15 protein-coding genes are annotated in these 24,455 nt (G+C 53.9%); 11 read left to right on the forward strand and 4 right to left on the reverse strand.

Annotated elements, in window-relative coordinates:
- Positions 1-2: 2 nt before the first annotated feature.
- On the reverse strand, positions 3-866 hold the full coding sequence (locus tag LOC67_RS05070) for an efflux RND transporter periplasmic adaptor subunit (RefSeq protein WP_230261416.1): 864 nt from the start codon (positions 864-866) through the stop codon (positions 3-5).
- Positions 867-1,004: 138 nt separating this feature from the next.
- The gene (locus LOC67_RS27525) at positions 1,005-2,702 is read right to left on the reverse strand and encodes a TolC family protein (RefSeq protein WP_230261417.1); all 1,698 of its coding nucleotides are present in this window, start codon (positions 2,700-2,702) and stop codon (positions 1,005-1,007) included.
- A 431-nt stretch (positions 2,703-3,133) separates the two neighbouring features.
- Here LOC67_RS27525 and LOC67_RS05080 point away from each other — a divergent pair, with 431 nt between their 5' ends.
- From LOC67_RS05080 to LOC67_RS05095, 4 genes are all read left to right on the forward strand, one after another.
- A complete protein-coding gene (locus LOC67_RS05080; protein WP_230261418.1) occupies positions 3,134-8,569 on the forward strand; it encodes a DUF4347 domain-containing protein in 5,436 nt (1,811 codons plus the stop codon).
- A 56-nt stretch (positions 8,570-8,625) separates the two neighbouring features.
- Positions 8,626-11,547, forward strand: coding sequence for an ATP-binding protein (locus tag LOC67_RS05085; RefSeq protein ID WP_230261419.1), 2,922 nt, complete (start codon positions 8,626-8,628; stop codon positions 11,545-11,547).
- A 223-nt stretch (positions 11,548-11,770) separates the two neighbouring features.
- A complete protein-coding gene (locus LOC67_RS05090; protein WP_230261420.1) occupies positions 11,771-12,028 on the forward strand; it encodes a DUF4404 family protein in 258 nt (85 codons plus the stop codon).
- A 14-nt stretch (positions 12,029-12,042) separates the two neighbouring features.
- Positions 12,043-12,180 carry a hypothetical protein gene (locus LOC67_RS05095; protein ID WP_230261421.1) on the forward strand — a complete coding sequence of 46 codons (138 nt, stop codon included), beginning with the start codon at positions 12,043-12,045 and terminating at the stop codon, positions 12,178-12,180.
- 68 nt (positions 12,181-12,248) lie between these two features.
- Here the strand turns inward: LOC67_RS05095 and LOC67_RS05100 are convergent, their stop codons facing one another.
- The gene (locus LOC67_RS05100) at positions 12,249-13,412 is read right to left on the reverse strand and encodes a TIGR03000 domain-containing protein (RefSeq protein WP_230261422.1); all 1,164 of its coding nucleotides are present in this window, start codon (positions 13,410-13,412) and stop codon (positions 12,249-12,251) included.
- Between the two features lie 499 nt (positions 13,413-13,911).
- Here LOC67_RS05100 and trpS point away from each other — a divergent pair, with 499 nt between their 5' ends.
- A complete protein-coding gene (gene trpS / locus LOC67_RS05105; protein WP_230261423.1) occupies positions 13,912-14,892 on the forward strand; it encodes a tryptophan--tRNA ligase in 981 nt (326 codons plus the stop codon).
- Positions 14,893-14,968: 76 nt separating this feature from the next.
- On the forward strand, positions 14,969-15,349 hold the full coding sequence (acpS, locus tag LOC67_RS05110) for a holo-ACP synthase (protein ID WP_230261424.1): 381 nt from the start codon (positions 14,969-14,971) through the stop codon (positions 15,347-15,349).
- Between the two features lie 195 nt (positions 15,350-15,544).
- Here acpS and ppdK read toward each other — a convergent pair whose 3' ends face one another.
- Complete coding sequence (gene ppdK, locus LOC67_RS05115; protein WP_230261425.1) at positions 15,545-18,184, reverse strand: pyruvate, phosphate dikinase; 2,640 nt, start codon at positions 18,182-18,184, stop codon at positions 15,545-15,547.
- A 686-nt stretch (positions 18,185-18,870) separates the two neighbouring features.
- Here ppdK and cysS point away from each other — a divergent pair.
- From cysS to LOC67_RS05140, 5 genes are all read left to right on the forward strand, one after another.
- On the forward strand, positions 18,871-20,445 hold the full coding sequence (cysS, locus tag LOC67_RS05120) for a cysteine--tRNA ligase (protein WP_230261426.1): 1,575 nt from the start codon (positions 18,871-18,873) through the stop codon (positions 20,443-20,445).
- 80 nt (positions 20,446-20,525) lie between these two features.
- Positions 20,526-21,008: a crossover junction endodeoxyribonuclease RuvC gene (gene ruvC / locus LOC67_RS05125; protein WP_230261601.1), complete on the forward strand. Its 483-nt coding sequence runs from the start codon at positions 20,526-20,528 to the stop codon at positions 21,006-21,008.
- A gap of 248 nt (positions 21,009-21,256) precedes the next feature.
- Positions 21,257-21,886, forward strand: a complete 630-nt coding sequence (gene ruvA / locus LOC67_RS05130; protein ID WP_230261427.1) for a Holliday junction branch migration protein RuvA — start codon at positions 21,257-21,259, stop codon at positions 21,884-21,886.
- A gap of 246 nt (positions 21,887-22,132) precedes the next feature.
- On the forward strand, positions 22,133-24,058 hold the full coding sequence (locus LOC67_RS05135; RefSeq protein WP_230261428.1) for a sensor histidine kinase: 1,926 nt from the start codon (positions 22,133-22,135) through the stop codon (positions 24,056-24,058).
- A complete protein-coding gene (locus tag LOC67_RS05140; protein WP_230261429.1) occupies positions 24,027-24,449 on the forward strand; it encodes a response regulator in 423 nt (140 codons plus the stop codon). Before LOC67_RS05135 ends, LOC67_RS05140 begins: the two co-directional genes overlap by 32 nt.
- Positions 24,450-24,455 lie beyond the last annotated feature (6 nt).

Here is a 24,455-nt window from a genome sequence, read left to right on the forward strand (position 1 = left end):
AATCAGTCCTTGAGCTTGATGGTGCAACGTTCGCCGCTGCGGAATCGTCCGTTGCCATTATCAATAAGAACCTGGACGAGAATGGTACCGCTTTCGGCGTTAATCACCGGCGAGATAAAGTGAACGGTTCCTTGGATCTGAGAATTGGAATCGTTGAATCGAATTCGCACGGGCTGATGGGTCGATAGCGTTGATACTTGGGAAGGCATCAAAGCAAAGTTGGCCAGCAGACGATCGATTTGAACCAGCGTGATGATTTGAGGCTGGTTTGGCGCGACGAATTCGCCCAGTTCGCGATGGACTTCGGTAACGACGCCATCACATGGGGCATGAAGGGTTCGGCGGGCCAGTTGTGAAACCAACCGTTCGTGTTCAAGTCGACGTGTTTCGAGTTCTTCTTTGATGGACGTTTGGTTCGCGACGGCAACTTTGTACTCGTTCTCCGCTCGCGATACTTCGGCGACTCGAGCGTGCCCGGTGCTTTGCAGATCACGGATCTTCTTTAGTCTCAATTGCGTCAATTCGACTTCCGCATCTGTCGCCTGTTTTCGCCCGGTCACCGACATCTGCTGCTTGGCGATTGCCAGCTGTGCCTCATGCATATCGCTGCGTAGACGCATGATTGGGTCACCTTGGCGAACCTGATCACCCAGGTTAACAAGCATTTCGTCGATCACGCCGGTTTCGTCTGATGCGACTTCGATGATGCGAAACGGTTCGGCATAGCCTTCGATTTCCGTCGCCAATACCGATTTTGAAAGCAGACCCATCGCTAGGATGCCCACGACGCGCAACATTTGCGTCAGTCGCGAATCCGGTATCAGGCGTGATACGAGCGAGGCGGGGCGGTATCGCGAGATGGACATACGGGGCCTGGATAACTGTAAAACCTAGTTGCGGGAGGCTTCGCTACGCAGGTCAATCGAAACTGCCTAGCAATATCAGCCAAAAGATAGGTTACAGATGTCTTCCCAAACCCAAAAAACGACCGGAGTGCGACACGGTTATGGGGCAATAGGAGATTGAATTTCAAGAAGAGTTCCGGTCGCGCGTTTCATTCGGATTGTGCTGAGCACATAATCGACCTGGGCATCGGCAAGAGCGACTTCTTCATTGAGCAGCCGATCTTGGGCGTCTAATAAGTCTTCCAACATCGCGTTGGACGAATAGCCTTCGCCCGGTAGTTCACGCCAACGGTTGGCAACAAAGTCCACATACTGGCCGGCGGATTGCATCGCCACATAGCGGGCTGTCAATTCGCGATAGCTAGTGTCGACTTCACGAACCGCCGCGGCAACTTCGCTTTCGAGTTTGGCGATCGTTTCATTCAGGCGATTGGAAAGCTGACGAATCTGAGCGTGTCGTCGGCGAATGTCCGCACAAGCAGCCCTCCGTCCGACGGGGACTTCAAAATTTAGTCCCGCCGCGTAGCTAGGTTCACCACGACTGAACTGATCGATCCATGAGTTGCTGATGTCATAGCGGCCACGGAGGCCACTTAGGTAGGTTTCGAGGACCAAGTCCAAAGCCGGCAGAAGATCGTTGCGAGCGATATTTAGTCGCACGCGGGCGCTGTCAAGTTCATAGCCGAGTTCGACGATTTCGTTGCGGCTTTGCAGTGCCGTGACAATCGCGTCTTCCATCTGAACTGGGACTCGCGAAGCCGACGGTGGTATGGTCGGAATGATTTCGATCGAGCGATCGGCGGTCAAAAGCGGCGAATTGACGAGAGCTCGCAATCGATCCTCGGCATTTCGAATTGACGACGCAGCGCGAGACAGTTCTGCGGTTCTCGATGCGACGGCGGACTCAGCACGCTTGATTTGGCTAGCCATCGAATCGAGATCTTGTCGTTCGATCAACCATTCTTGAATCGACGAGGCTTGCTGCAAATGCCGGATACGCAGCAACATCGAAACCCGCTGAAAATACAGGCCCCACATCGCCTCCTGAATCGTTAGCAGGTGATCCTGAATCCCGATGGTGGTCTGTTGTTTGGCGACCTGTGTATCCAGATTTGCCAACACAATTAGACTGCGATTGACCGTGGTTCCGGCACCTTTAAGCAGCGGCTGATTGAAGCTGAGCGTGAGCCGCGAATTGCCTTGTTGCTGTGGCGTGAAGAACTGTGAATTGCTGTCTTGCAGGCCAAAGCGTTGTCCCAGTTCGAACTGGCCACCGTTGATCGTCTTGCGGCGAAAACCGCCGTTGATTCGAAAGTCTTCTTCACGCAATCGACCAACGCCTGAGCCCGCGTCCAGTGTGCTGCCGGTCGGCACGCTGGTTCGCACGAACCTACTTTCGACAAAGGTTGTCGGATCAAACTCCGAAGCCGCTCGTGTGATTCCCGTATTGGCGATGCAAATGTTTTCGCGCAGCGCCGCGATGTGATAGCTGTGCTGCAACGCTTCAAGGATCAATGCGTCGCCATCGACCCGGACTGAATTATGTGAAAGATGCAGCGGGATTGTCGCGACCGACTGCCACCAAGGCTCGAAGTCGTTCGGAATACCCAGCGGTTGCTGTCGCTTCGCCAGGAAACGTTGCACTGCCGACGTATCGACTCGCAATGAAGACGATGGGGCGACCGAGCTTTCTTGATTGATGACAGTTGCGGATTCGTCCTCGAGATCGGACTCGCGAATCAGCTTGATAAAATCGTTTTCCGTTTCCTCGGAGGAAACGTTATCGAGTTCCGGCACAGATGAGATCCAAGATGGTAGATCCCGTTTGGTCTGCGCATGCGACGTCGATACAAACGATAGGACGCTTATCACTAGCGAAATCGTTAGAGGGTATCGGACGTGCAATTTTTCAATCCGTGATTCAAAACACTGAAGCCGAAGACACCACGCTGCGGAGTCTCCATCGGGTTCATCGGCGAAGTGTAAGCGTCGGCGATCGAAAATAATGTTCATCAATCGCAGTGATCGGTTGACGACAGTGCGCCTTCGTTGGAGTTCATAGGCATCAACCAAACCGATTGATCAATACAACTGGACCGATCGATTTGGACCGGACCATGTGACTGCCCTTGGAGGGTAATTGTGCTCGAATTTGACCTAAGTTTCATCAATCCCTGCACCTGATGCTTTGGCCGATAACGCACGATATGTCCTGGTTCCCAAAACAAATGAGTCGAGCGCTAAATGCGAACCCGCTGGATGCCACTGCGCTATCCCCCCGGTTGATGTTTAGTGCGACCCCGCTTGCACCAGTGGCTGTGGAGGACCCTTCCGCGGGTGTCGAAGTAGTTGTCGAACAGTCGTCGATGATTGATGAGGCACCAAACGACAACACCGTGCAGCCGACGCAACAAACACAATCGCAGCAACAACAAGCTCGGCTGGAACTCGTTTTTGTGGACTCTTCGGTCGAGGACTATCAGTCGCTTATTGATGAGATCGCTGGATCGGATACCCAGTCTGAGTTGCAGATCTATTTGATTGACGGAACCAAGGATGGCATTGAGCAAATCAGTGAAATCCTAGAAGGCTACCAAGACGTCGACGCACTGCACCTGCTTTCGCACGGTAACGATGGAACATTGAAACTAGGCAGTTCCGTCTTGGATGAATACAGTTTGGCTGGTTATGCAGGCGAATTGGCCAAGTGGCAATCGTCGCTTAGCGAGCAAGCTGACTTGATGATTTATGGCTGTGAGCTTGCCGAGACCGGATCGGGGCAAACGTTGCTTGCAGCGATATCGGAATTGACTGGCGCTGATATCGCCGCGTCGTCTGACGACACTGGGCATTCCTCACTGGGGGGTGACTGGGATCTGGAATTCGTTATCGGGCAAACGGAGACATCCAACCTTGCACAGCAGATAGGCAACCCGAGTTGGGTGGGGCTGCTAACGACACCTGAATTGACACCGACAGGTGAACTTCGCGTTAACGATGTCCCCGCACAAGATCAGGAGTTGCAGTCCGCGCATCAGTCAGTCGCCGTGGACGGGAACGGAAATTCCGTTGTTGTGTATGTGGATCATCAATCGTCGTACGACGGTTCCGACATTTTCTTTCTGCGTTTCGATTCCGACGGCAATCGGATTGGGACTCCGACAAGAGTGTCCGTCAATGATGCAGGCGACCAAAGTGATCCGGTGGTCGCGATGGACAGTTCCGGTCGGTTCGCGATTGCCTGGGTTGCTGACGATGCCAATGGCACAGGCATTTTCGTCCGACGATTTGATCAGAACGGGACGGCGATCGATGGCAACGACATTTTAGTCAACACGTTGCAAGAAACAGGCGACCAATCGGGCGTCAGTATTACCTGCAATGACAATGACCAAATCGTGATCGCTTGGGAAAGCGATGGGGCCAGTGAAGGCATCTTTGCTCGGACATTTGATTTCACCTCGACGCCCGCATTAAGCCAGCTGGCCACAACACTGATCACGGTTGATACCGAAGCCTCCGCAACCGGTGTCGCTGTCGATATCAATCAGACCGGACGCTATGCGATTGGCTGGAATGATTCGACCGACCTGTGGGGCATCCGCTATGACTACGGATCGTCCACTCCCGTCAATGCAAAACGAGATCTCGGCTCAGGTTTCGGAACCCGACGTGACATTGTTGTCGGGATGCAATTCAATGATGACTATGTCGTTGCCTATCGTTCCGAAGCACTTTTGTTTCAGGGAGTCTGGTTCAAGATCGTTGAGGACGGAGGGTCAATTTCGGCGGCGACTCGTGTGACGACCAGCAGCAGCGCCGACTTTCCAACCATCGATGTTGCCGAAAATGATCGTTTCGTGATCGCGTATTCAAAACCCGATGCCGACGAAACGGGGATCTACTATCAAGCATTTGATGCATCGGGATCCAAAATCGGTTCGGAAATCGCCGTCAATCAATCGACCAACGGGACTCAAGAGTTAGCCTCGATCGCGGTTCACGATGTCAACAATCTTGTCGTCGCGTGGAGTGGTGAAGGCGAGCAAGTATCGAACGTTGACACACAAGGCGTTTTCTTTCGCCAGTTCGGCCGGAGCAATGCCGTTCCCGTTGCCGATCCAAATGCGGGAGCCCCGTACACGATTGTCGAAGGCGATTCATTGACGCTGGACGGCACCGATTCATCGGATGGCGATGGAGATACGCTTTCCTTCGCTTGGGACTTGGATAACGACGGCATCTATGGTGAGGCTGGTGAGCCAACCACTGCCAGTGCGACCATATCATGGGCGACGCTGCAAAGCTTTGGAATCGATGATGACGGTTCTTACACCATCGGACTACAAGTGGACGATGGTTTCGGAGGCGTTAGCACACAGACAACGACGCTGACCGTTCAGAACAAAGCACCGACCGTCACCGCAAGTGGCCCGTCTAGCATTTTGGTCGGTAACACGTACACCTTGACACTGTCAGCGACAGATCCCGGCAACGATTCGATTACATCGTGGCGAGTCGATTGGGGTGATGGGACAACGAACCTTTACCTCGGTGCGTCGACAACGGTGACTCATACCTACAACGTGCTAGGGCTGACGCACAATATCCTCGTTAGCGCGACCGACGAAGACGGTGTTTGGCATCAAGGTGATGTCTTCATCGGGAGCGAAGAATCAGATGAGATCGCACGCTACGATTTTCAGACCGGTGGGTTCGAGGTCGATTTTGGCAGTTCTGTCTCGATCGAAAAAGCGACCGACTTCGTTATCGGTCGTGACGGATTGTTGTACGTAACCGGATTGGGAACCGATAATGTCCAGCGATTCAATCCCGATACCGGTGCATGGATCGACGAATTTGTCGCTTCCGGCAGTGGCGGGCTGAGCAAATCAACCGGCATTGCTTTCGGTCGCGATGGCAATCTTTACGTTGGGGATTACGACGGCGATCGGATCCTGCGCTATGATGCGACTAACGGCAATTTTATCGACGCCTTTGTCACGTCCGGTTCCGGTGGTTTGGATGCACCTTCGGATATCTGGTTCGGCAGCGATGGCAACCTGTATGTCGTTGGAAACAAATCCGACAACGTCTCGCGATATGACGGGACCACTGGAGCGTTCATTGACGAATTCATCGCAGCAGGTTCTGGCGGATTGAGTAAACCTTTCTCTGCGGCTCTAGGACGCGACGGGCGAATCTATGTGTCGTCTGAAGACACCGATTCGATTCTGCGGTACGACGGAACGACTGGTGCCTTCGTTGATACGTTTGTTGCCAGCGGTGCCAACGGATTGAACAAGCCAAGCATGATCGCGTTCGGGCCGGATGATCTACTGTACGTGACCAACCGCGACGAAGGTGAGATTCTCCGCTACGACGCGTCAGGGACTTTTGTCGATGTCTATCTATCAGGAATCGACAAGCCTCGCGCGATCGTTTTCACGCCTGACCTTCAGGTGACCGTCGTCGCAACGAACTCGGCCGCAACCGCGACAAACCTGACTCAGGCGATCAATTACACCGAAGACGCCTCCAGCGTCGCCCTCGGAGATATCGTCGTATCCGACCCGGACTTAGGCGAAGTTGTAACGGCGCAATTGAAGCTGGACCTGCCGGCAACCGGGGCTTTGACAACCGGAACCTACGGAAGTTTGACCAGCACCTACTCTTCGGCAACCGGCTTATGGCAGGCGGTCGGTTCGGTAGCGGACGTGAATGCGGCACTCGCCGATGTTGCATTTGTTCCAACTGCGGACAACGTTCAAACTTCTCAAATTGTCGTTCACATCGAAGACAGTACCGGTGCCGGGCCGGCGGACGGATTGATCCAACTGAATCCGACACCCGTCAATGACGCACCAACGATCGACCTGGACCAGGATGACTCTAGTGGGGCGACAGGCGGGGCATATACCGACACGTTTACCGAAGGCGATGCGGCAGTGTTGATTGTCGATGCGACTGACGGTGTGATCGGAGACATCGATAGTTCGAACTTGACATCCCTGACGGTCTCGATCGCCAACATCGCCGACGGCTCGTTTGAATCTTTGACCGTTGATACCAGTGGCACATCGATTTCCGCCAGCTATTCCGCCGGTGTGCTGACGCTGACAGGTACCGATACCACGGCGAACTATCAACAGGTGCTTCGCACGATTCGGTACATCAACACGTCGGACGCACCAACCACGACCGCACGTCGGATTGTTTTCGTCGCGAGCGATGGCGCGGACAATTCAAGCGCTGTCACATCGACCATTCAAGTTGCCGCCGTCAATGATCCGCCATCTGTGACAGTTCCGGCGGCACAGACCGCATCGGAAGACTCTTGGTTGGCGATTTCAGGAATATCGGTCTCCGATTCGGACATTGGGGCCGGGATCATCGAAGTGACATTTTCCGTTTCGCAGGGCCGCGTCTTCATCAATCCGTTCGTCCCATTCGGCGTCAACACGTCGCACCTTACGGGGAACAACTCTGACAAGGTTGTTGTGCGTTCAACGCTAGCGGAGCTGAATACAACCCTTGCCGCAGTCGGCGTTAGCTACACGGGAAATTCGAACTTCAATGGTAGCGACGTGATGCGTATCAAAGCGGATGATTCGTCAGCGATGACAATTGAAACGGTCGCGATAGCGGTTCAGCCGGTGAACGACAATCCGCAGGCTTCAGGTGATCGGTATAACACATCGCGGGACTCTAATTTGGTTGTCGCCAGCAATGGTGTGTTGGGGAATGATACCGACATCGATGGGGATACCTTATCGGCAGTCCTGATCAGTGGACCGACATCTGGATCGGTGACATTGAATCCTGACGGAAGCTTCATCTATCGTCCGACGACGACCACAAGCGGACTGGTCACGTTTACTTATGCGGTTAGCGACGGAACCGTACAGAGTTCACCCGCCACGGTGCAGATCTTGGTGACCGTTCCGATCATTCCGCCCGCACCCGCTTTAATCGTTGACGATATCGTGCCTGAGGTCGAACCGCCGAGTGCGGACACGACGTCGGAACCGGAACAACAATCGAGCGCGGAACAGACCGGCGCCGTCGCGATGGTCGCTCCGCCAGCCGCCATCTCGACCACCGCGTTTGCTTCCGGTGGAACCCAGGTTACTGAAACATCGGACGAAGGCATGGCCGTCGATCAGCTTGGCGAAGTCGCTTTGACGGTCAGTGATGATCTTGGGGAACTGGACGAAGACGTTGCGTCGATCGACCGTAACGATGACTACGTTGCACGGCAACGGCTGGCGATTCGAAGCAGTTCGATTTCGGTAGCGGCATCGGTGTGGGGAGAATTCGACAGTGAAATCTTTTGGAATGACTTAGACAAAGTTCAGGAACAGATCAACGATCCGACCGAAACGACGCTGGTGGTCGCGGGAACGTTCGCAGGCTTTTCGAGTGCCCTTTCGGTTGGCTATGTCGTCTGGACTGTCCGCGGAGGACTGCTGGCGACTAGTTTGCTTGCCCACCTGCCGGCTTGGAGCTTCGTCGATCCACTTTTGGTGCTTAGTGATCTTGAAGGCGATGAGGACGAATTCGAAGACGACTCGTTAGAAAACATGATTGAGAAAAAACAGGCCGAGCACGATGCCAACGATCGCGTCGATGAGCCACAGGCCGGAGGCGGAGAAGAGCGATGAGATTTTTAAGACTTCACGCGAGAACACGAATCTCGCTCGGGCTGATCTGTTTGCTCATGTCGGCGCTGTCAACGGCCATGTTGCTTGGCATCGTTCCGGATCGGCAATCCGCCATTCGACAGGGTCGGGCAAAGTTTTGTGAAAACGTTGCCTGGGTCAGTTCTGAATACATGTCGCACAACGAGGTGCGGCGTTTGAACGAAATGCTGAAATCGGCTGTGACCAGAAACGACGATTTGATCTCAGCAGGCGTTCGTCGCAATTCTGGGACGCTGCTGTCTGAATTTGGAAATCACGAACAGGACTGGCCTGCCGATCAAGCCATGCGTTCAACCGATACACACATCCAGGTTCCGATCCGTCGCGGTAAAGAGCGTTGGGGAACGGTCGAGTTGTGTTTTCAACCGATTAACGATCAAAGCTGGGCCGGGACGTTCGCTGATCCATCGATGCGACTGATCGGGTTTGTTTCGTTGGTCAGCTTCGTGATGTTTCAGTTATACCTGAAGAAGATGTTATCGCATCTTGATCCATCGAAAACCGTTCCCAAGCGAGTGCGCAACGCACTGGACTCACTTGCCGAAGGCTTGTTGGTCCTCGATCGACAGGGGCGAATCGTGCTTGCCAATCAATCGTTCTCAGATTGGTTGGAACGTCCTAGCGATGAACTGTTGGGACAGAACGCTGACACCTTGGGATGGGATCTGTCGACGATTCAAACGACACCTTGGATGAAAGCGGTGCGTGAGGAAGCGTTGATTGCAGGTTCGATGATCCAGCTGAATGTTGGCGATCAACCGGCGAGGATTCTGATGGCAAACGCCTCTCCGGTTTTGGGCCAGGAAGGCAAATGTCGTGGCGTCTTGGTCAGTTTCGACGACGTCACACAATTGGAAGAAACCAAACGCGATCTATCAATCGCCAAACGAGAAGCCGACAACGCTAACCAAGCCAAGAGCGAATTCTTGGCACGGATGAGCCATGAAATTCGGACTCCGATGAACGCGATCTTGGGGTATACCGATGTGCTTCGCCGAGGTTTCGATACGTCGTCGAGCGACAGACAGGAATACCTCGATACCATCCACGGCAGCGGCGAACACCTGCTGGCTTTGATTAACGACATCCTTGATTTGTCGAAAGTCGAATCGGGACAGATGGAGCTTGAAAGCGGTCCCTGCTCTCCGCTACGAATTATCAAGGACGTGACCAACCTGTTGAAAAGCAAGGCTGACGAAAAGCAGATCGCGTTGAAGTTCAGCGGCGAAGGAATGTTGCCTTTGGAAATCCAAGGGGATAGCGTTCGACTTCGCCAAGCGATCATGAACCTGGCCGGTAATGCGATCAAGTTCACCGACGAAGGCAGCGTTAGTATCGTCGCACGGGCAAAAACAAACCAAGGCCAATGCACCCTTTCGATCGACGTGATCGATACCGGGATCGGGATTTCGAAAGATGCACAGGCAAAAGTGTTTGAGCCTTTCCAGCAAGCCGATACCTCGATCACACGTCGATTCGGCGGGACAGGTTTAGGACTGGCGATTAGCAAACAACTTGCCGAAGCGATGGGCGGCCACATTTCACTCGCTAGTGAGTTGGGCAAAGGCACAACCTTTACTGTCGAAATTCCCATCGGACCTGCTGACCGACTTGAGTGGATCGATCCTGACAAGGCAATCGCCGCGTTGGAAACCGCTTCGTCACGCCGCAAAGAAGTGCAGCAGCTTCCGCCATGTCGAATCCTTGTCGCGGATGACGGATCACCAAACCGAAAACTGCTGCAATTGGTTCTGGGCAAAGCAGGTGCCGAAGTCATTGCCGTCGAAAACGGCCAGTTGGCAGTCGAACAGGCCAGTGATCGAGCCTTTGACATGATCCTGATGGACATGCAGATGCCGGTGATGGATGGCTACACGGCAACCAGAACGCTGCGTGAAATCGGATACACGGCTCCCATCTTTGCGTTGACTGCTAATGCGATGCAGGGTGATCAAGAAAAGTGTTTCGATGCGGGATGTAGCGGATTCCTAACAAAGCCAATCAATATTGATCTACTGATGGCAACGCTTGCAGAAGAATTTGCCAAACGCGATCCGGACCAGGTGGCAGCGATGGTTCGCCACGCCGAGCAGAACCCGAAAGCAGGGACTTCGACTGTCCACTCGGAGATGTCCGAGGAATCAATTCTGGAGCAGACTTCTCCCGAGCAACCCCCTGAGCTTGAAGAGTCGCCATCGTCAGCTGATTCGAGTGGATATGACTTCAGCGATCAATCGCCGATCGTTTGCAGCTACCCACTGGACGACCCCGAGTTCTTGGAGATCGCTCAGGATTTCATCGATGTTTTGAACCAACGATTGCCAGGTTTGCTTCGTTCACTGCAATCAGAAGATTGGCCAACGCTTGCGCGTGAAGCCCACTGGCTGAAAGGTGTTAGCGGAAGCGCAGGGTTTGATGATTTCACCGTGCCCACAAAGGACCTGCAGCACCATGCCGAAGAAGAGCATGCGACCGAGTGCGAGGTCCTCGTACGTCAAATCATTCACCTTGCTTCGCGAATCGACTTGGTAGATGCGATCGTCCAGATTCCGAATCTCAGCTCTCCAAAGGATCAAGCTGACGCCAGCGATGTGCAGGAAGGATCGACACCAGCACACGCGACACCGCAACTGGATTGCATTGAATCGAGCCTTCCAATGGAAGACGAGCAATTCCGCGAAATCTTGCTGGAGTTCTTGGAAATCTTACAGACCAAGTTGGACGCAATGGATGCGGCCCTGATCGTAGGCGATTGGAAAGACTTGGCCCGACTTGGGCATTGGCTACGCGGGACTGGCGGGACGGCCGGGTTTGATCAGTTTGAACTACCCACACGAGCGCTCGAAAAGTCGGCTTGTGAGAAAGATCGAAATGGCTGTCAGGCCGCGATTACAGAGCTCCGGTCAATCAATGAACGTATTGTGGTCCCCGCTTTGTAGGTCAGGCGAAGAATAGCAGGTAGTGATGACGGGAATCGACTTCTGCGAGGCGGTTGTCGGTTCAGTTCTTTCGGGGCGAACTCAATTTGTAGCCAGTTGACCTGCTCGACAGAACAGGTTCGAATCCTATTCACGGATAACATATTGGTTGGGCGATGGTTTCAATGGAGCGACAATCGGTCTTGAAGAAACCTCGATCCACGCGTCAGATGGGTAACAGGCAATGCGAAAAGAACTAGAAGAAGCACTTTTGCAGCTTCACGCGACGTTGGAGTCGATCAATGACCTGGAAGCCGACGAAGCGGCTCGACTTCGTCAGGCAGCCGCGGAGATATCAGAGACGCTCGACGAGAAGGATGTCGATTCGACCTCGCTGGCCAAGTTGTTGCAGGGACAAACCGATGCGTTCAAGGATTCACACCCTCAGTTAACGTTGACGGTTGGCCGGATCGCTGACATTTTGGCTCAGATGGGCATCTAAGACGCCGATTTCAGATGGAACGCAGCCTGCTTGGTGGCAGTTTCAATCGCGACTTGCAAACTAGCCACAGCTTTGAAAAAGACAATAAAAAACGCCTGACAGGAATCAACCTGCCAGGCGTTTTGTTTTTGGAATGCGGCGTCCGAAACTGAGCCATCGTGCTCAAGCCGCACAGGGTTTGAACGTGCTTTAGGCCGGACGCCGGTTATTGCCGTTGGGGCTATCGCTGAGCAAGCGCGATATCGTCGAATTCGAAGGTCAGCTCGTTGGTGCTGCCCGCATCGACATCGATCGTTTTTTCACGGCTGATATCTTGGCCGCCGACGGTGGTGGTCACTCGGACGGTGTAGTTCGTCCACTTTTCACCAGCCTTCAGCTGAGTGGTACGGAAGGTGCGAATGGCGCCTTTTCCGTTGGTGTCGTTACCAGCCAAGTTGACGATCGCGCCCGATGGAACGTGAAGTTTGACAACCGTGACAACTGGAGCGTCGCTAGGAGTGACAGAAACGCTCAGTTCTTCGCTAGCAGCGGCTTCTTCAGCTGGTGCTTCGAAAACAATCTGTTCGTTGTCGCCCGAGCGCAGTTTGACTTCACGGGTATCGGTCTTGGTTTCACCTTCATGATCGTAGGTGACTTTTACAACGTAGGTGTAAAGGTAGCCATCTTTCAGACCACGCGACATGAACTTGCGAACCGAACCTTCGCTGCTGGTTTCGTGACCATTGACCAAAACCTTTGCCGAATCCGAAGGAACGGCGACGACCAACAGAGCCGAATCGTCATCAAGGGCTGGCTTGGCTGCTTCGTAACGATCGGAATCGTTCGAAGCCGCTTCGGCTGCGACTTGGTCAGCGGTGTTATCGCTTGGCGTGGTGTATTTGCGGTACGAGCTTTCGATGCTGGATGATTCGTAGCCAGCCAATGCGTCGGAAGGTTGGCGACCGTAGCTGCTAAGAGGAACGCTGGTCGAGGCTGCTGAGACACTATGCACGCCACCGCTGCTGCCGCCAGAGCTGGCTTGAGGGACGTAGCGAATGGCGACGCCACCGCTGCTGCCACCCGATGAACCGCCGCTGCTGCCGCCGGACGATCCGCCTGAGGATGCGTAGTAAGCGTGCCGAGCCGCATGGCGAGCGTGAATCCGTGAAGCTAGACGTCGAAGTGGTCCGACGTATCCGCCCGATGAACCGCCACTGCTAGCGTAGCCACCGGAGGATCCGTAGTAGCTGACCAAAGAACCACCGCTGCTGCCGCCACTGCTGGCGTAGCCACCGGATGATCCGCCCGAAGAGCCTCCCGATGAACCCTGCGCGCTGGCAAGGTCAGAGAAGCCCGCTGCAGCGACCAACATCGCCATACAGACCGAAAAACGAAAACGCGTCATAGTTGTAAATTCCCTCCGATCCTACTGGTTGATGATGCCGCACAATTCGGCTCCGATGCATCAGTAAGATAGCGGTCGCATCAGGCCGATCAAGAAGAACAGGTAAATTTTAGAGACTGGGAAGACTTTAGGGTGTTTGGAAAGCCCCCGAATCCTTCTGGCCGGTGCGTCGTTGCGAATTCAGCGTCGCGAATCTGCAGTTTTAGTAGGCTTTAGTGCGCCAATTTGATCACGTCATCAGTAAGTGAGATCAATCTGATTCTTGACCTGCGGTTGCACCCCCGCCTTCAAAAACGAAGCGGTTTTCTCCACAATCCCGGTTTGCAACGGGCCAACATGCGCTTTTGCAAACAGAACTGAGTCGATTTGGTTGCTCAGTTCGATTGGAATCCTTCGGTGCATCAGATTGCCTCGGATTCAGTTCAGCGCATGGTTCGATCCCGGCATTGTTTGAATCCACTTTCATTCTCGATTTCTTACAGCTTCAAAAGTTCACCTCATGGGCGAGTCTAAACCGAAACGCGTTCTGTCCGGCATTCAACCCACCGGACGACCTCACTGGGGGAACTACTTTGGTGCGATTCGCCAGTACATCGATTTGCAAGATGACAACGATGGCTTTTATTTCATCGCCGACTTGCATGCGTTGACGACGGTGCGCGATGCTGACCAGTTGCGTGAAAACGTGATCAATGTCGCGCTAGACCTACTTGCCTTGGGACTGGATCCTGAAAAGGCAACTTTGTTTGTTCAGTCAGATATCCCTGAGGTCAGCGAGCTGTGCTGGATCTTGCTTAGCGGCACGCCGATGGGGCTTTTGCAACGCTGTGTCGCATACAAAGAAAAGGTCGAGAAAGGCATCGCTGCCGATGCGGGGCTGTTTACCTATCCGGTGCTGCAAGCGGCCGACATCTTGGCCTATGACAGCCAGCTCGTTCCTGTTGGTGCCGATCAGGTTCAGCATATCGAAGTTTGCCGAGACATTGCCGGTCGGTTCAATCATCAGTTCGGCGAGACCTTCGTACTGCCCAACGCCAACGTATTGGACGACAGTGCGAAAGTCCCTGGAACCGATGGCGAAAAGATGAGTAAGAGCTACGACAACACGTTGCCCTTGTTCGGCGAAGTTAAAAAGATTCGTAAACAGATCATGCGAATCACGACTGACAGCCGTCCAATGGAAGACGCAAAGGAACCCGAGGGCGATCACCTTTATCAGCTCTACAGTCTGTTCGCTGACCAAGCCGGGCGCGAGGAGATGGCGGCGATGTACCGACGTGGCGGTTTTGGATATGGCGAAGTAAAAAAGGCAATCGCCGAAGCCAGCGAAGCGTATTTTGATGAGGCCCGCAAGCGCCGCGTTGATCTTGAGCAGAACCTTGATTTCGTCCGCGAAGTCTTGGCGAAAGGTGCCCAGCGGGCGCGCAGCGTTGCAGCCGAAGTGCTGTTGCGCACGCAGAAGGCAGCTGGGTTAAAATAAGGCTGCCCTGGCGTTGTGCTTCACGACGCCTCTCTTCTCCGCGTTTGCTTCGTCCGGTCCCCGCCGGGCTTCACCCATGCCGATCATCGCCACCGGTACCGAAATCGTTGAAACTGTTCGCATCGCCAAGATGATTGAAACGCATGGCGAGCAGTTTCTAGAACGCGTCTACACTGCTGACGAAATCGAATACTGTGTTCAGTCGGCTGATGCGCCCGGCCATTTCGCAACTCGTTGGGCAGCCAAGGAAGCGGTGATGAAGGCACTGCGGTGTCGTCGTCGTGGTGTTCGCTGGAACGAAATCGAGATTGTCGTTCGGCCGGGTGTTGGCCACGAAGTTGTCTTGGCGGGAAACGCTTTGCAATGCGCCGAAGACCATGGCATCGATCGATTGCATTTAAGCTTGTCAGCTTGTCGAACACATGCGGTTGCCTACGTGATCGCAGAATCGGAATAGAGTTGAACTGCGGTTTCTCCATCTGTCGCTGTTCTGACGATGTGACGTTCTGTTTTTGACACGGTGTGTCGGTATCCGCTTTCGGGCAACCGCCATCAAGCACCGCCAACAACCTTGCCGTTGGCGCATAAAAAAATCGGGCAGACCAAGTGATCTGCCCGATTCATGATTATCGGTTGCGGATGCCCGCGTCGACTAGGCGTTGCGGATCGCTGCTTGGGCCGCTGCCAAACGTGCGATTGGCACGCGGAATGGGCTGCAGCTGACGTAGTTCAATCCGACGCGGTGGCAGAAGTCGATCGACGATGGGTCACCACCGTGCTCACCACAGATACCAACCTTCAGCGACTTCTTGGTCGAGCGGCCCTTTTGGACACCCATTTCGACCAACTGGCCAACACCGGTTTGATCCAACGATTGGAACGGGTCGGTTTCCAGGATTTCTTCGTTGATGTAATCGCCGAGGAACCCACCGACGTCGTCACGGCTGTAGCCGAAGGTCATTTGGGTCAAGTCATTGGTGCCGAAGCTGAAGAAGTCAGCGTGTTCGGCGACTTCGTCTGCGGTCAAGCAAGCACGTGGGATTTCGATCATGGTACCGATCGCGATATCCAATTCACCTTCGTACTTCTTCGCAGCCTTGGTAGCGGCGATGGTTTCTTCGGCTTTCTTGCGAAGCAGAGCCAACTCTTGGAAGGTACCGACCAGAGGGATCATGATCTCTGGATGAGCTTTGATCTTCTTCTTGGCGCAGTTGATGGCAGCTTCGGTGATTGCCCGAACTTGCATTTCCAGGATTTCTGGATAGGTGATGCTGAGGCGGCAACCGCGGTGACCAAGCATTGGGTTTGCTTCGTGCAGAGCGGCGGTACGCTTTTTAACTTCACCTGGTTTGACACCGATTTCGGTCGCGACTTCTTTTTGTGCCGAAGTGTCGTGAGGCAAGAATTCGTGCAACGGTGGGTCAAGCAAACGAACGGTGACGTGCAGTCCGTTCATCGCTTTGAAGATGCCTTCGAAGTCTTTGCGTTGGAACGGAAGCAGCTTTGCCAATGCGGCGCGGCGGCTTTCTTCGTCTTCGGCCAAGATCATCGAACGCATGTGGATGATACGTTCTGGTTCGAAGAACATGTGCTCGGTACGGCACAGACCGATACCTTCGGCACCGAAATCGCGAGCTCGCTTGCTGTCCGCAGGCGAGTCGGCGTTCGTGCGAACGGCCAGGGTGCGGTACTGATCGGCCCACTTCATCAGTTTTGCGAAGTCGCCCGACAGTTTTGGTTCTTGGGTTTCGACTTCACCGAGCATGACTTCACCGGTGGTGCCGTCCAAGCTGATGACGTCGTTGGCGCCCAGTGACTTGCCGTTGACCTTGATCTTCTTGGCTTTTTCGTCGATGTGAACGGCGCTCGCACCGGCGACGCAGCACTTGCCCCAACCACGGGCAACAACAGCCGCGTGGCTGGTCGCACCACCGGTGCTGGTCAAGATACCGACTGCGGCGCTCATGCCGTCAACGTCTTCGGGGCTGGTTTCGCGGCGAACCAAGATGATGTTTTCGCCAGCGTCTTTGCGTTCACGAGCTTCTTCGGCGGTGAAGGCAAGCTTACCGACGGCAGCACCTGGTGACGCGTTAATGCCTTTGCAAAGCACGTCTGCGGCGTTGCGAGCGGTGGTCTTGAAGCTAGGCAATAGCAACTGAGTCAGCGCGTTTGGTGGGACGCGAAGGACAGCTTCCTTCTCGTCGATCAGGCCTTCTTTGACCAAGTCGCATGCGATCTTGACCGCAGCGATACCGGTTCGCTTACCGGTCCGAGTTTGCAGCATGAACAGTTCACCACGCTCGATGGTGAATTCGATGTCTTGCATTTCGGTGTAGTGATCTTCCAGGATCTTTTTGATCTCGAGAAGTTGCTTGTGGATCGCACGATTCCACTTTGGCATTTCCGCAACCGGTTGTGGGGTGCGGATACCGGCAACGACGTCTTCACCTTGAGCGTTGATCAAGAATTCGCCGTAGAACTTGTTTTCGCCGGTGTTGGGGTTACGAGTGAACGCGACGCCGGTTCCGGAGTCTTCGCCCATGTTGCCGTAAACCATCGACTGAACGTTGACGGCGGTTCCGACTAGGTGGCGGATGTTTTCGATTTCGCGGTACTTGACTGCTCGTTCGGTATTCCAAGATCCGAAGACAGCCTTGATCGCCAGTTCAAGCTGAGCGAATGGGTCTTGTGGGAACTCTTCACCGGTGTGTTTTTGGTAGACCGCTTTGTAGGCTTCGCAAAGTTCTTTGAGGCCTTCGGCGGGAACTTGGGTGTCGTCGTCGACTTTGTATTTCTTTTTGATCTTATCGAAAGCGACTTCAAAGGTGTGGTGTTCCATACCCATGACAACGTCGCCGAACATGTTGATCAGGCGGCGATAAGCGTCATAAGCGAAACGCTCGTTCTTGGTCGCTTTGGCCAGACCTTCGGTCGCGGCGTCGTTCAGACCAAGGTTCAGGATGGTGTTCATCATCCCGGGCATACTGACAGCGGCTCCGGAGCGAACGCTGACCAGCAGTGGGTTGTCGTTGTCGCCGAACTTCTTGCTCAGCTCTTTTTCCAGCTTCTTAACAGCCTTACCGACCTCGTCCATCAGGCCACTGGGCAATTGTTCGCCAGATTCGTAATACTGACCGCAAACTTCGGTGGTGATTGTGAATCCTGGAGGCACTGGAAGACCAATCGAGGTCATTTCGGCCAGGTTCAGGCCTTTGCCGCCGAGGAGTTGCTTTGACTTGCCTTTGCCTTCGGTTTTAGTTTTACCGAAGTAATAGACCATCTTGTTCGCCATGGTTGTTCTCTATCGAAACCGTCTCAGAAAGGGCGTGAGCCCGCCGCGGGCGATCCGAAGAGCCCAAGATTACACCGTTAAATTTGGTGCAGGTAAGGACTTACGGTCTAGCGCGCCGTGAGAGCTCTGGGGGAGAAAATAAGTCGTCTTCTGGCGACGAATCGGGGGCGTCCTACTCGGCAGTGGTGCGGCCGCGGACCATCGGAAGATCCGCCAAAGTCGCCCGATTCACTTCACCTTATCTGGCCGAGCGCGGCTAAATCTATTTCCGTCAAGCGTTTTGGTCAATGAGAGGTACGGCAGAAGAGTGGCGAGATCAGGGGATCCGTACCGATTAAAACGCTTGAATCGAGCGCCCTTGACACCGGATGCCGCAAAGTCGCCCCGGATCCGTCCACATCGGCACGAATCGCTGCTGATAGCCCGGATCGCAGTCAATCTGCCCGCACTGAATCCATGGTAGAGCGTCGGATCAGCCCGATCTCGGGTGCCGAAGCGATCTTCTGATCATGCCCGCGCGCCACGCTTGCCCGGCTGGGCTGCTTTTCACAGCCATCTCTTTCGCCGCAGCGCGGCATTACACAGCTAATCGGTCTCGGCTTAATCCCGGCTGATCCCTACAATCCCGCATTGACGGACTCTACTGCGTTATTGACCCATTTCCCCTGTATTGCCGGATCAGCCCCGTGCCCAACCCTGACAGCAAGCTCCGAATCTACAACACGCTGACAAAAACCAAGGAAGACTTTCAGCCCCTGAATCCTCCTCAGGTCGGCATCTACTTGTGCGGTCCGACGGTCTACGCCGAAAGCCACATCGGCCACATGGTTGGTCCCGTCATCTTCGATACGATCAAGCGATACCTGCGATACAGCGGCTACGAACCCACATGGGTTGTGAACATCACCGATGTCGATGACAAGCTGATCAACAAAAGCCGCGAACGTGGAATTCCGGTTTCCCAGATCGCGACCGAGATGACCGCGGACTACCTCGCGAACCTTCGTGAGTTGGGCGTCAACCAAATCGATTATATGCCCCGCGCGACCGATCACATGGGCAACATCATCCGCTTCGTCGAAAACCTGATCGAAAAGGGCTTCGCGTACGAAGTCGACGGCGATGTCTTTTTTGATGTCGTGAAAGATCCCGGATATGGCCAGCTTTCAAATCGCAACATCGACGACCAGCAAGGCGAAGGCGGTGGCGCGGCAGCCAAAAAACGCTCCGCCGGTGACTTTGCACTTTGGAAAACCGCCAAGCCGGGCGAGATATCGTGGGACAGCCCTTGGGGCAAAGGTCGTCCCGGTTGGCACATCGAATGTTCGGCAATGAGCCGAGAAATCCTGGGCGAGACTTTCGACATTCACGGCGGCGGACTCGATTTGATGTTCCCGCACCACGAAAATGAACTCGCCCAAAGCGGCTGCTGCCATGGCAAGCCGATGGTCAAATACTGGATGCACAATGGGCTGATGCGAGCCGGTGCGAAGGGCAAAGTCGGTGGCAAAAGCGATCGTGAATCGGCTGCCGAAGCGTCCCCCGAGGAAGCTGCCGAAGGCAAGATCAGCCGTTCCAAAGGGGCCGGCGGACTGAGCACATTGATCCGTCGCCATACCGGAACGCGGATCCGATTCTTTTTGCTTCGGACCCACTACCGCAGCACGATCCTGTTCAACGACGAAGGGCTCGAAGAAGCCGGTACGGCACTGGAAGGTTTCTATCGCCTATTCGATCGCTTTGAAGAGATCACTGGCAAGTCGTTCTATGACGATTCGCTTGAGCCTGCTCGGTCGCGTGCCGAAGGCGAATTCGATCCCGGAAGCGATGAGTTGCTCAAGCAAGTTGACGAGTTCCGAAATAAATTCATCGTCGCGATGGACGATGATCTCAATACCGGGCTGGCCGTCAGTGTCTTGTTCGATTGGTTGCGTTTGATGAACCGCTACCTCGACGAAAAGAAACTCGGTCCAGGCGCGAAGGTCGATGCCCCGGAAGTCACCTCGCTGACGACCGCGATGCAGAAGATGAAAGAACTGACCAATATCCTTGGACTGTTCACCAAGGTCCCTGCTGCGGGTGGCGGTGACGAGGCAGCACAAGAAATGCTGGACAAGACTGTCCACTTGCTGATCGATCTTCGCAAAGAAGCTCGCGAGCGAAAGGACTACGCAACCGGCGACGCGATTCGGAACCGTTTGTCCGACATCGGCATTTCGTTGTTGGACAAGAAAGAAGGCACGACCTGGGAAACTTCCTGATGAAGCCCCACTTGCCGGGCAATGGCAACCGCGTGAATGTTCGTTCGACCGTTCACGCGATCACAAAACCGATGACAATCCTGGGTATCGACCCGGGATTGAATACGACCGGTTACGGAGTCATCCGAGTGACCGGCCATGAAATTCGGTTGATCGAAGCTGGCATTGTTCGTAGCAAGCAAAAAGATTCACTTGAGCAGCGGATCGCGGAGATCCACGAGGGCGTCAGCGAGGTGATCCAGCAGCATTCACCAAGCTATGTGGCGCTCGAACAATTGTTTTCGCACTACGCTCGTCCCAAGACCGCGATCTTGATGGGACATGCCCGCGGCGTCATCTGTTTGGCCGCGGCAACTGCCGGGATCGAAGTGAAAAGCTTCGAACCGACCAAGGTGAAAAAAGTGATGACCGGCAACGGGCATGCACCGAAACATCAAATGCAACAGGCCGTTCGGCTGCAGCTCGGACTGCAGTCGGTTCCGGAGCCGGCGGACGTCGCCGACGCGCTCGCCATCGCCATCTGCAGCTACCACATCAGCTTTAACCCGTTGGCGATTGGTTAGTGCTTCGTTTCAACTCGATTTTAGGATTAGCCGTATAGCGTTAGCCGCGGTTTCAGTGCAACAACCGGGGCGAATGCCCGTCGGCTGATGACCCGAACCTGATTTAGGATTAGCCGTATGGCGTTAGCCACGGTTTCGGTGCAATAACCGGGGCTGATGACACGAACCCGTGTTTTCATGTGGAACGAAGCACAGGTCACTAATACACCGCAGCTAGATCATCAATTCAACGAAGGGACTCACCGAACATGATTATTAACATCTCAGGCAAGTTGGCTTACGTCGGAGAAGCCAGCATCGCGATCGAATCGGCACCGTTTCACTACGAAGTGTTGGTCGGTGACTACACCCGACGACAGCTTCAAACCAAGGTTGGACAGACGATTCAACTTCATACCTTGGATTACATCGAAGGCAACGCACAAGGCGGCGGAAGGTTGACGCCACGTCTTGTCGGATTCATGACCGAACCGGAGCGTCAGTTTTTTGATTTGTTCTGCAGCGTCGACGGGGTCGGTGTGAAGAAAGCACTTCGTGCCATGGTGCGACCGGTGAAAGAAATGGCCGTCATGATCGAGCAACAGGATGCCAAGTCGTTGTCGGCACTGCCCGGTATCGGTCCCGCCACAAGCGAACGTATCATCGCAAAGCTTCGTCGCAAAATGCCACGATTTGCGTTGATGGTCGAACAAGCCACGCCGGCGGGTGAATCAACCGACAACGTGAACGCTGTCGTCAGCGAGACATTCGACGCGCTGATTACCCTGGGACATTCCGAGGCTGACGCGCGTCAATTGATTGACGAGGCTTTGGCCAGCAAGAAGAAGTTCAAAGACACCGAATCGTTGTTGACCGCGATCTACCAACGTTCGGTCTAGAAAGCGGACATGTCGCGCTCCACCGCACACTTCAGATAAACCAGTCAGCATGACCAAGCAGGTTTGTCTGGCTGGCTTCAGTCAATCTGATTTCGTTCGTAGGATGCCAACCCTAATATCAAACACGCTTCGTTAGCTGAAAGTTACACTAGCGAGGCAGCGTAACTGAACATGAGTTGATTCAACCGGCGATCGAAACCGAGTTGGTTTCAAAGTAACCAAGCGGGATGTGGGGATGGTTTCTCGATGAAAATCATTTGGCAAATTCGCTGGTTCTCCATCCTACTGGTGCTTTCGACGGCGCTGTTTATCGGCGCCATTGTCTTCTTCGGTTACCGACGCATCACACGGTATCAACAAGCCGAAAGCTTGATTCAAATTCAAGCCGCGAGCGTGACGTCGATCCAAAATGAGTTGGTGGCATTGGTCGACAACATCGTCTTGACCGCAATGATCCCGACGGTCAAGCAAGCACTCGGTGACGGAGATTCGGACGAATCACAACGTCGTGAAGCAATTCACTTGATTGAAGAGATCTTTCTAAAGTCGATCAACAATCGCGACTATTTCGATCAGGTTCGGTTGATCGGGCTCGATGACGAAGGCAAAGAAGTCGTCAGAGTCGATCGTAAGCCTTCCGGAATCGTTGTTGTCGATGAGGAACACCTACAAAAGAAAGGATCGCGGTACTACTTCGAAGATGCGATCAAGCTGAACGCGGGAGAAATTTTCGTTTCTCAAATCGATTTAAATCGTGAATTCGGAGCCATCGAAAAACCGCATAAGCCGATGCTGCGTATCGCAACTCCGGTCAAAAGCCGATCCGGAGAATCAATCGGTATCGTCGTGATAAACGTGCGTTTTAGCGACCTAGTTGAAACCGTGCTGAATGACGGATCGGATTCTTTTCAGTTTCTGATTGCCAATAAGAACGGCGACTACCTGCTGCATCCCGATCGAAGCAAAACGTTCGGATTCGAGTTTGGCAAACGCTATCGGATCCAGGATGATTTTCCCGGCAGCCAAGCCATCGTCACACAAGCCGGCATACAGAATCCGGTGGTTCTTGAAGACAGCCACCAGCAGCTTGCGGTCGGTAAGTTTCGACTGCTGCCGGTGAAAAACAACCGCAGTGCCGTGATGGCTGTTCTAGCGACGAACATCGTAGTGTCTGACTCACAATCGAGCGTGATCCAGTGGGCGACCGTCGCCACCGCATTTTTGGTCTTGTTGTCATTAGTGGTCGCCTACATGACAACCAACTTTCTGACCCTTCCTTTGCAGCAGATCACACAAGCGGCAAAGAACATTCGGTCTCGAAAAACTGTCGAGATACTGCCGGTGCAGCGTGACGACGAAATCGGCACGTTGGCCCGAGCCTTCGAGACGATGGCGACCGAAATCAAACAAAATGAACGCGAATTGCGAACGGCAAACCATCAGCTGACAGAAGCGAACCAGGATTTAGAACACTTCACGCACTTGGCCGCACACGACCTAAGAGAGCCGCTGCGGAAACAGCTCAACTTGCTTGAATTGCTCCGTGAGATGCTCCCCAAGGGGGACGCGGCCGAATCTGGTACCGAAGATCCGATGGGGTTTTACCTAACACGGATCGAGCAGTGCTCCGATCAAATGTACAGGATGGTTGATGATTTCCGACAGTTGACCAGGCTCGCTGGGGGGGAACTGACACGCGAACAGATTGATTTTGACAAGATCATCGACGAAGCATTACATAGTTTTGAGGAACAATTGAGTTTGCGATCGGTAATTGTCAAACGAGATCCGTTTCCGACAGGATTATCGGGATACCCTTCCCTACTGGAGTGGTTGTACAATAATCTGATTGCAAATGCGTTACGGTACGTTGATCGTGATGGTTTTGAGATAGCTTTTACTGCTACCGAAGTGGATGAAGCCGGTTGGGTTTTTGGAGTCAGGAATACGGGGTCAACGATCCCTGCGAACCAGCTTCAGGAAATCTTCAAGATGTTTCGAAAAGGCGACTCGGGAAAGGAAGATTCGTCCGGAATCGGGCTGAGTTTGTGTCGGCGCATTATCGACAAACACTCAGGCGATATTTCCGCCGAGTCAGGCGAAGACTTCACTCACTTGAAATTCACGTTGAAGAAACAAAATGGTCGATTTCAAAATTCAGAGCGATCATGATTTTATCATCATCGATGATGACGAAATGGAGCTTGATATCGTCAAGCTGGTGTACTCGCGCTCAAGACTGACCAACAAGCTGCGTACCTTCCAGGGTGGTGACGACTTTTTCAAATTCTGGAAAGGCGTTGAAGATGGCACGGAGCCGGCACCCGCCTTCGTGCTCATTGATGTGCGGATGCCTCGGATGAGTGGGTTTGAGATCGTCGAACGGTTGCGATCAAAACCCGTGATAGAAGACCAGCCACATATCTTCCTCTGCTCCAACAGCAGTGACATCATTGATCGGCGGAAAGCCGAAGAAGTGGGGGCAGACAACTACGTCGTCAAACCCCGAGGCATCCAAGAATATGTCCAATTCTTCGATAGCCTGATCGACACTGCTTCTTGAGTACGT

The organism is Stieleria sp. JC731, assembly GCF_020966635.1.
Taxonomy (GTDB): Bacteria; Planctomycetota; Planctomycetia; order Pirellulales; family Pirellulaceae; genus Stieleria.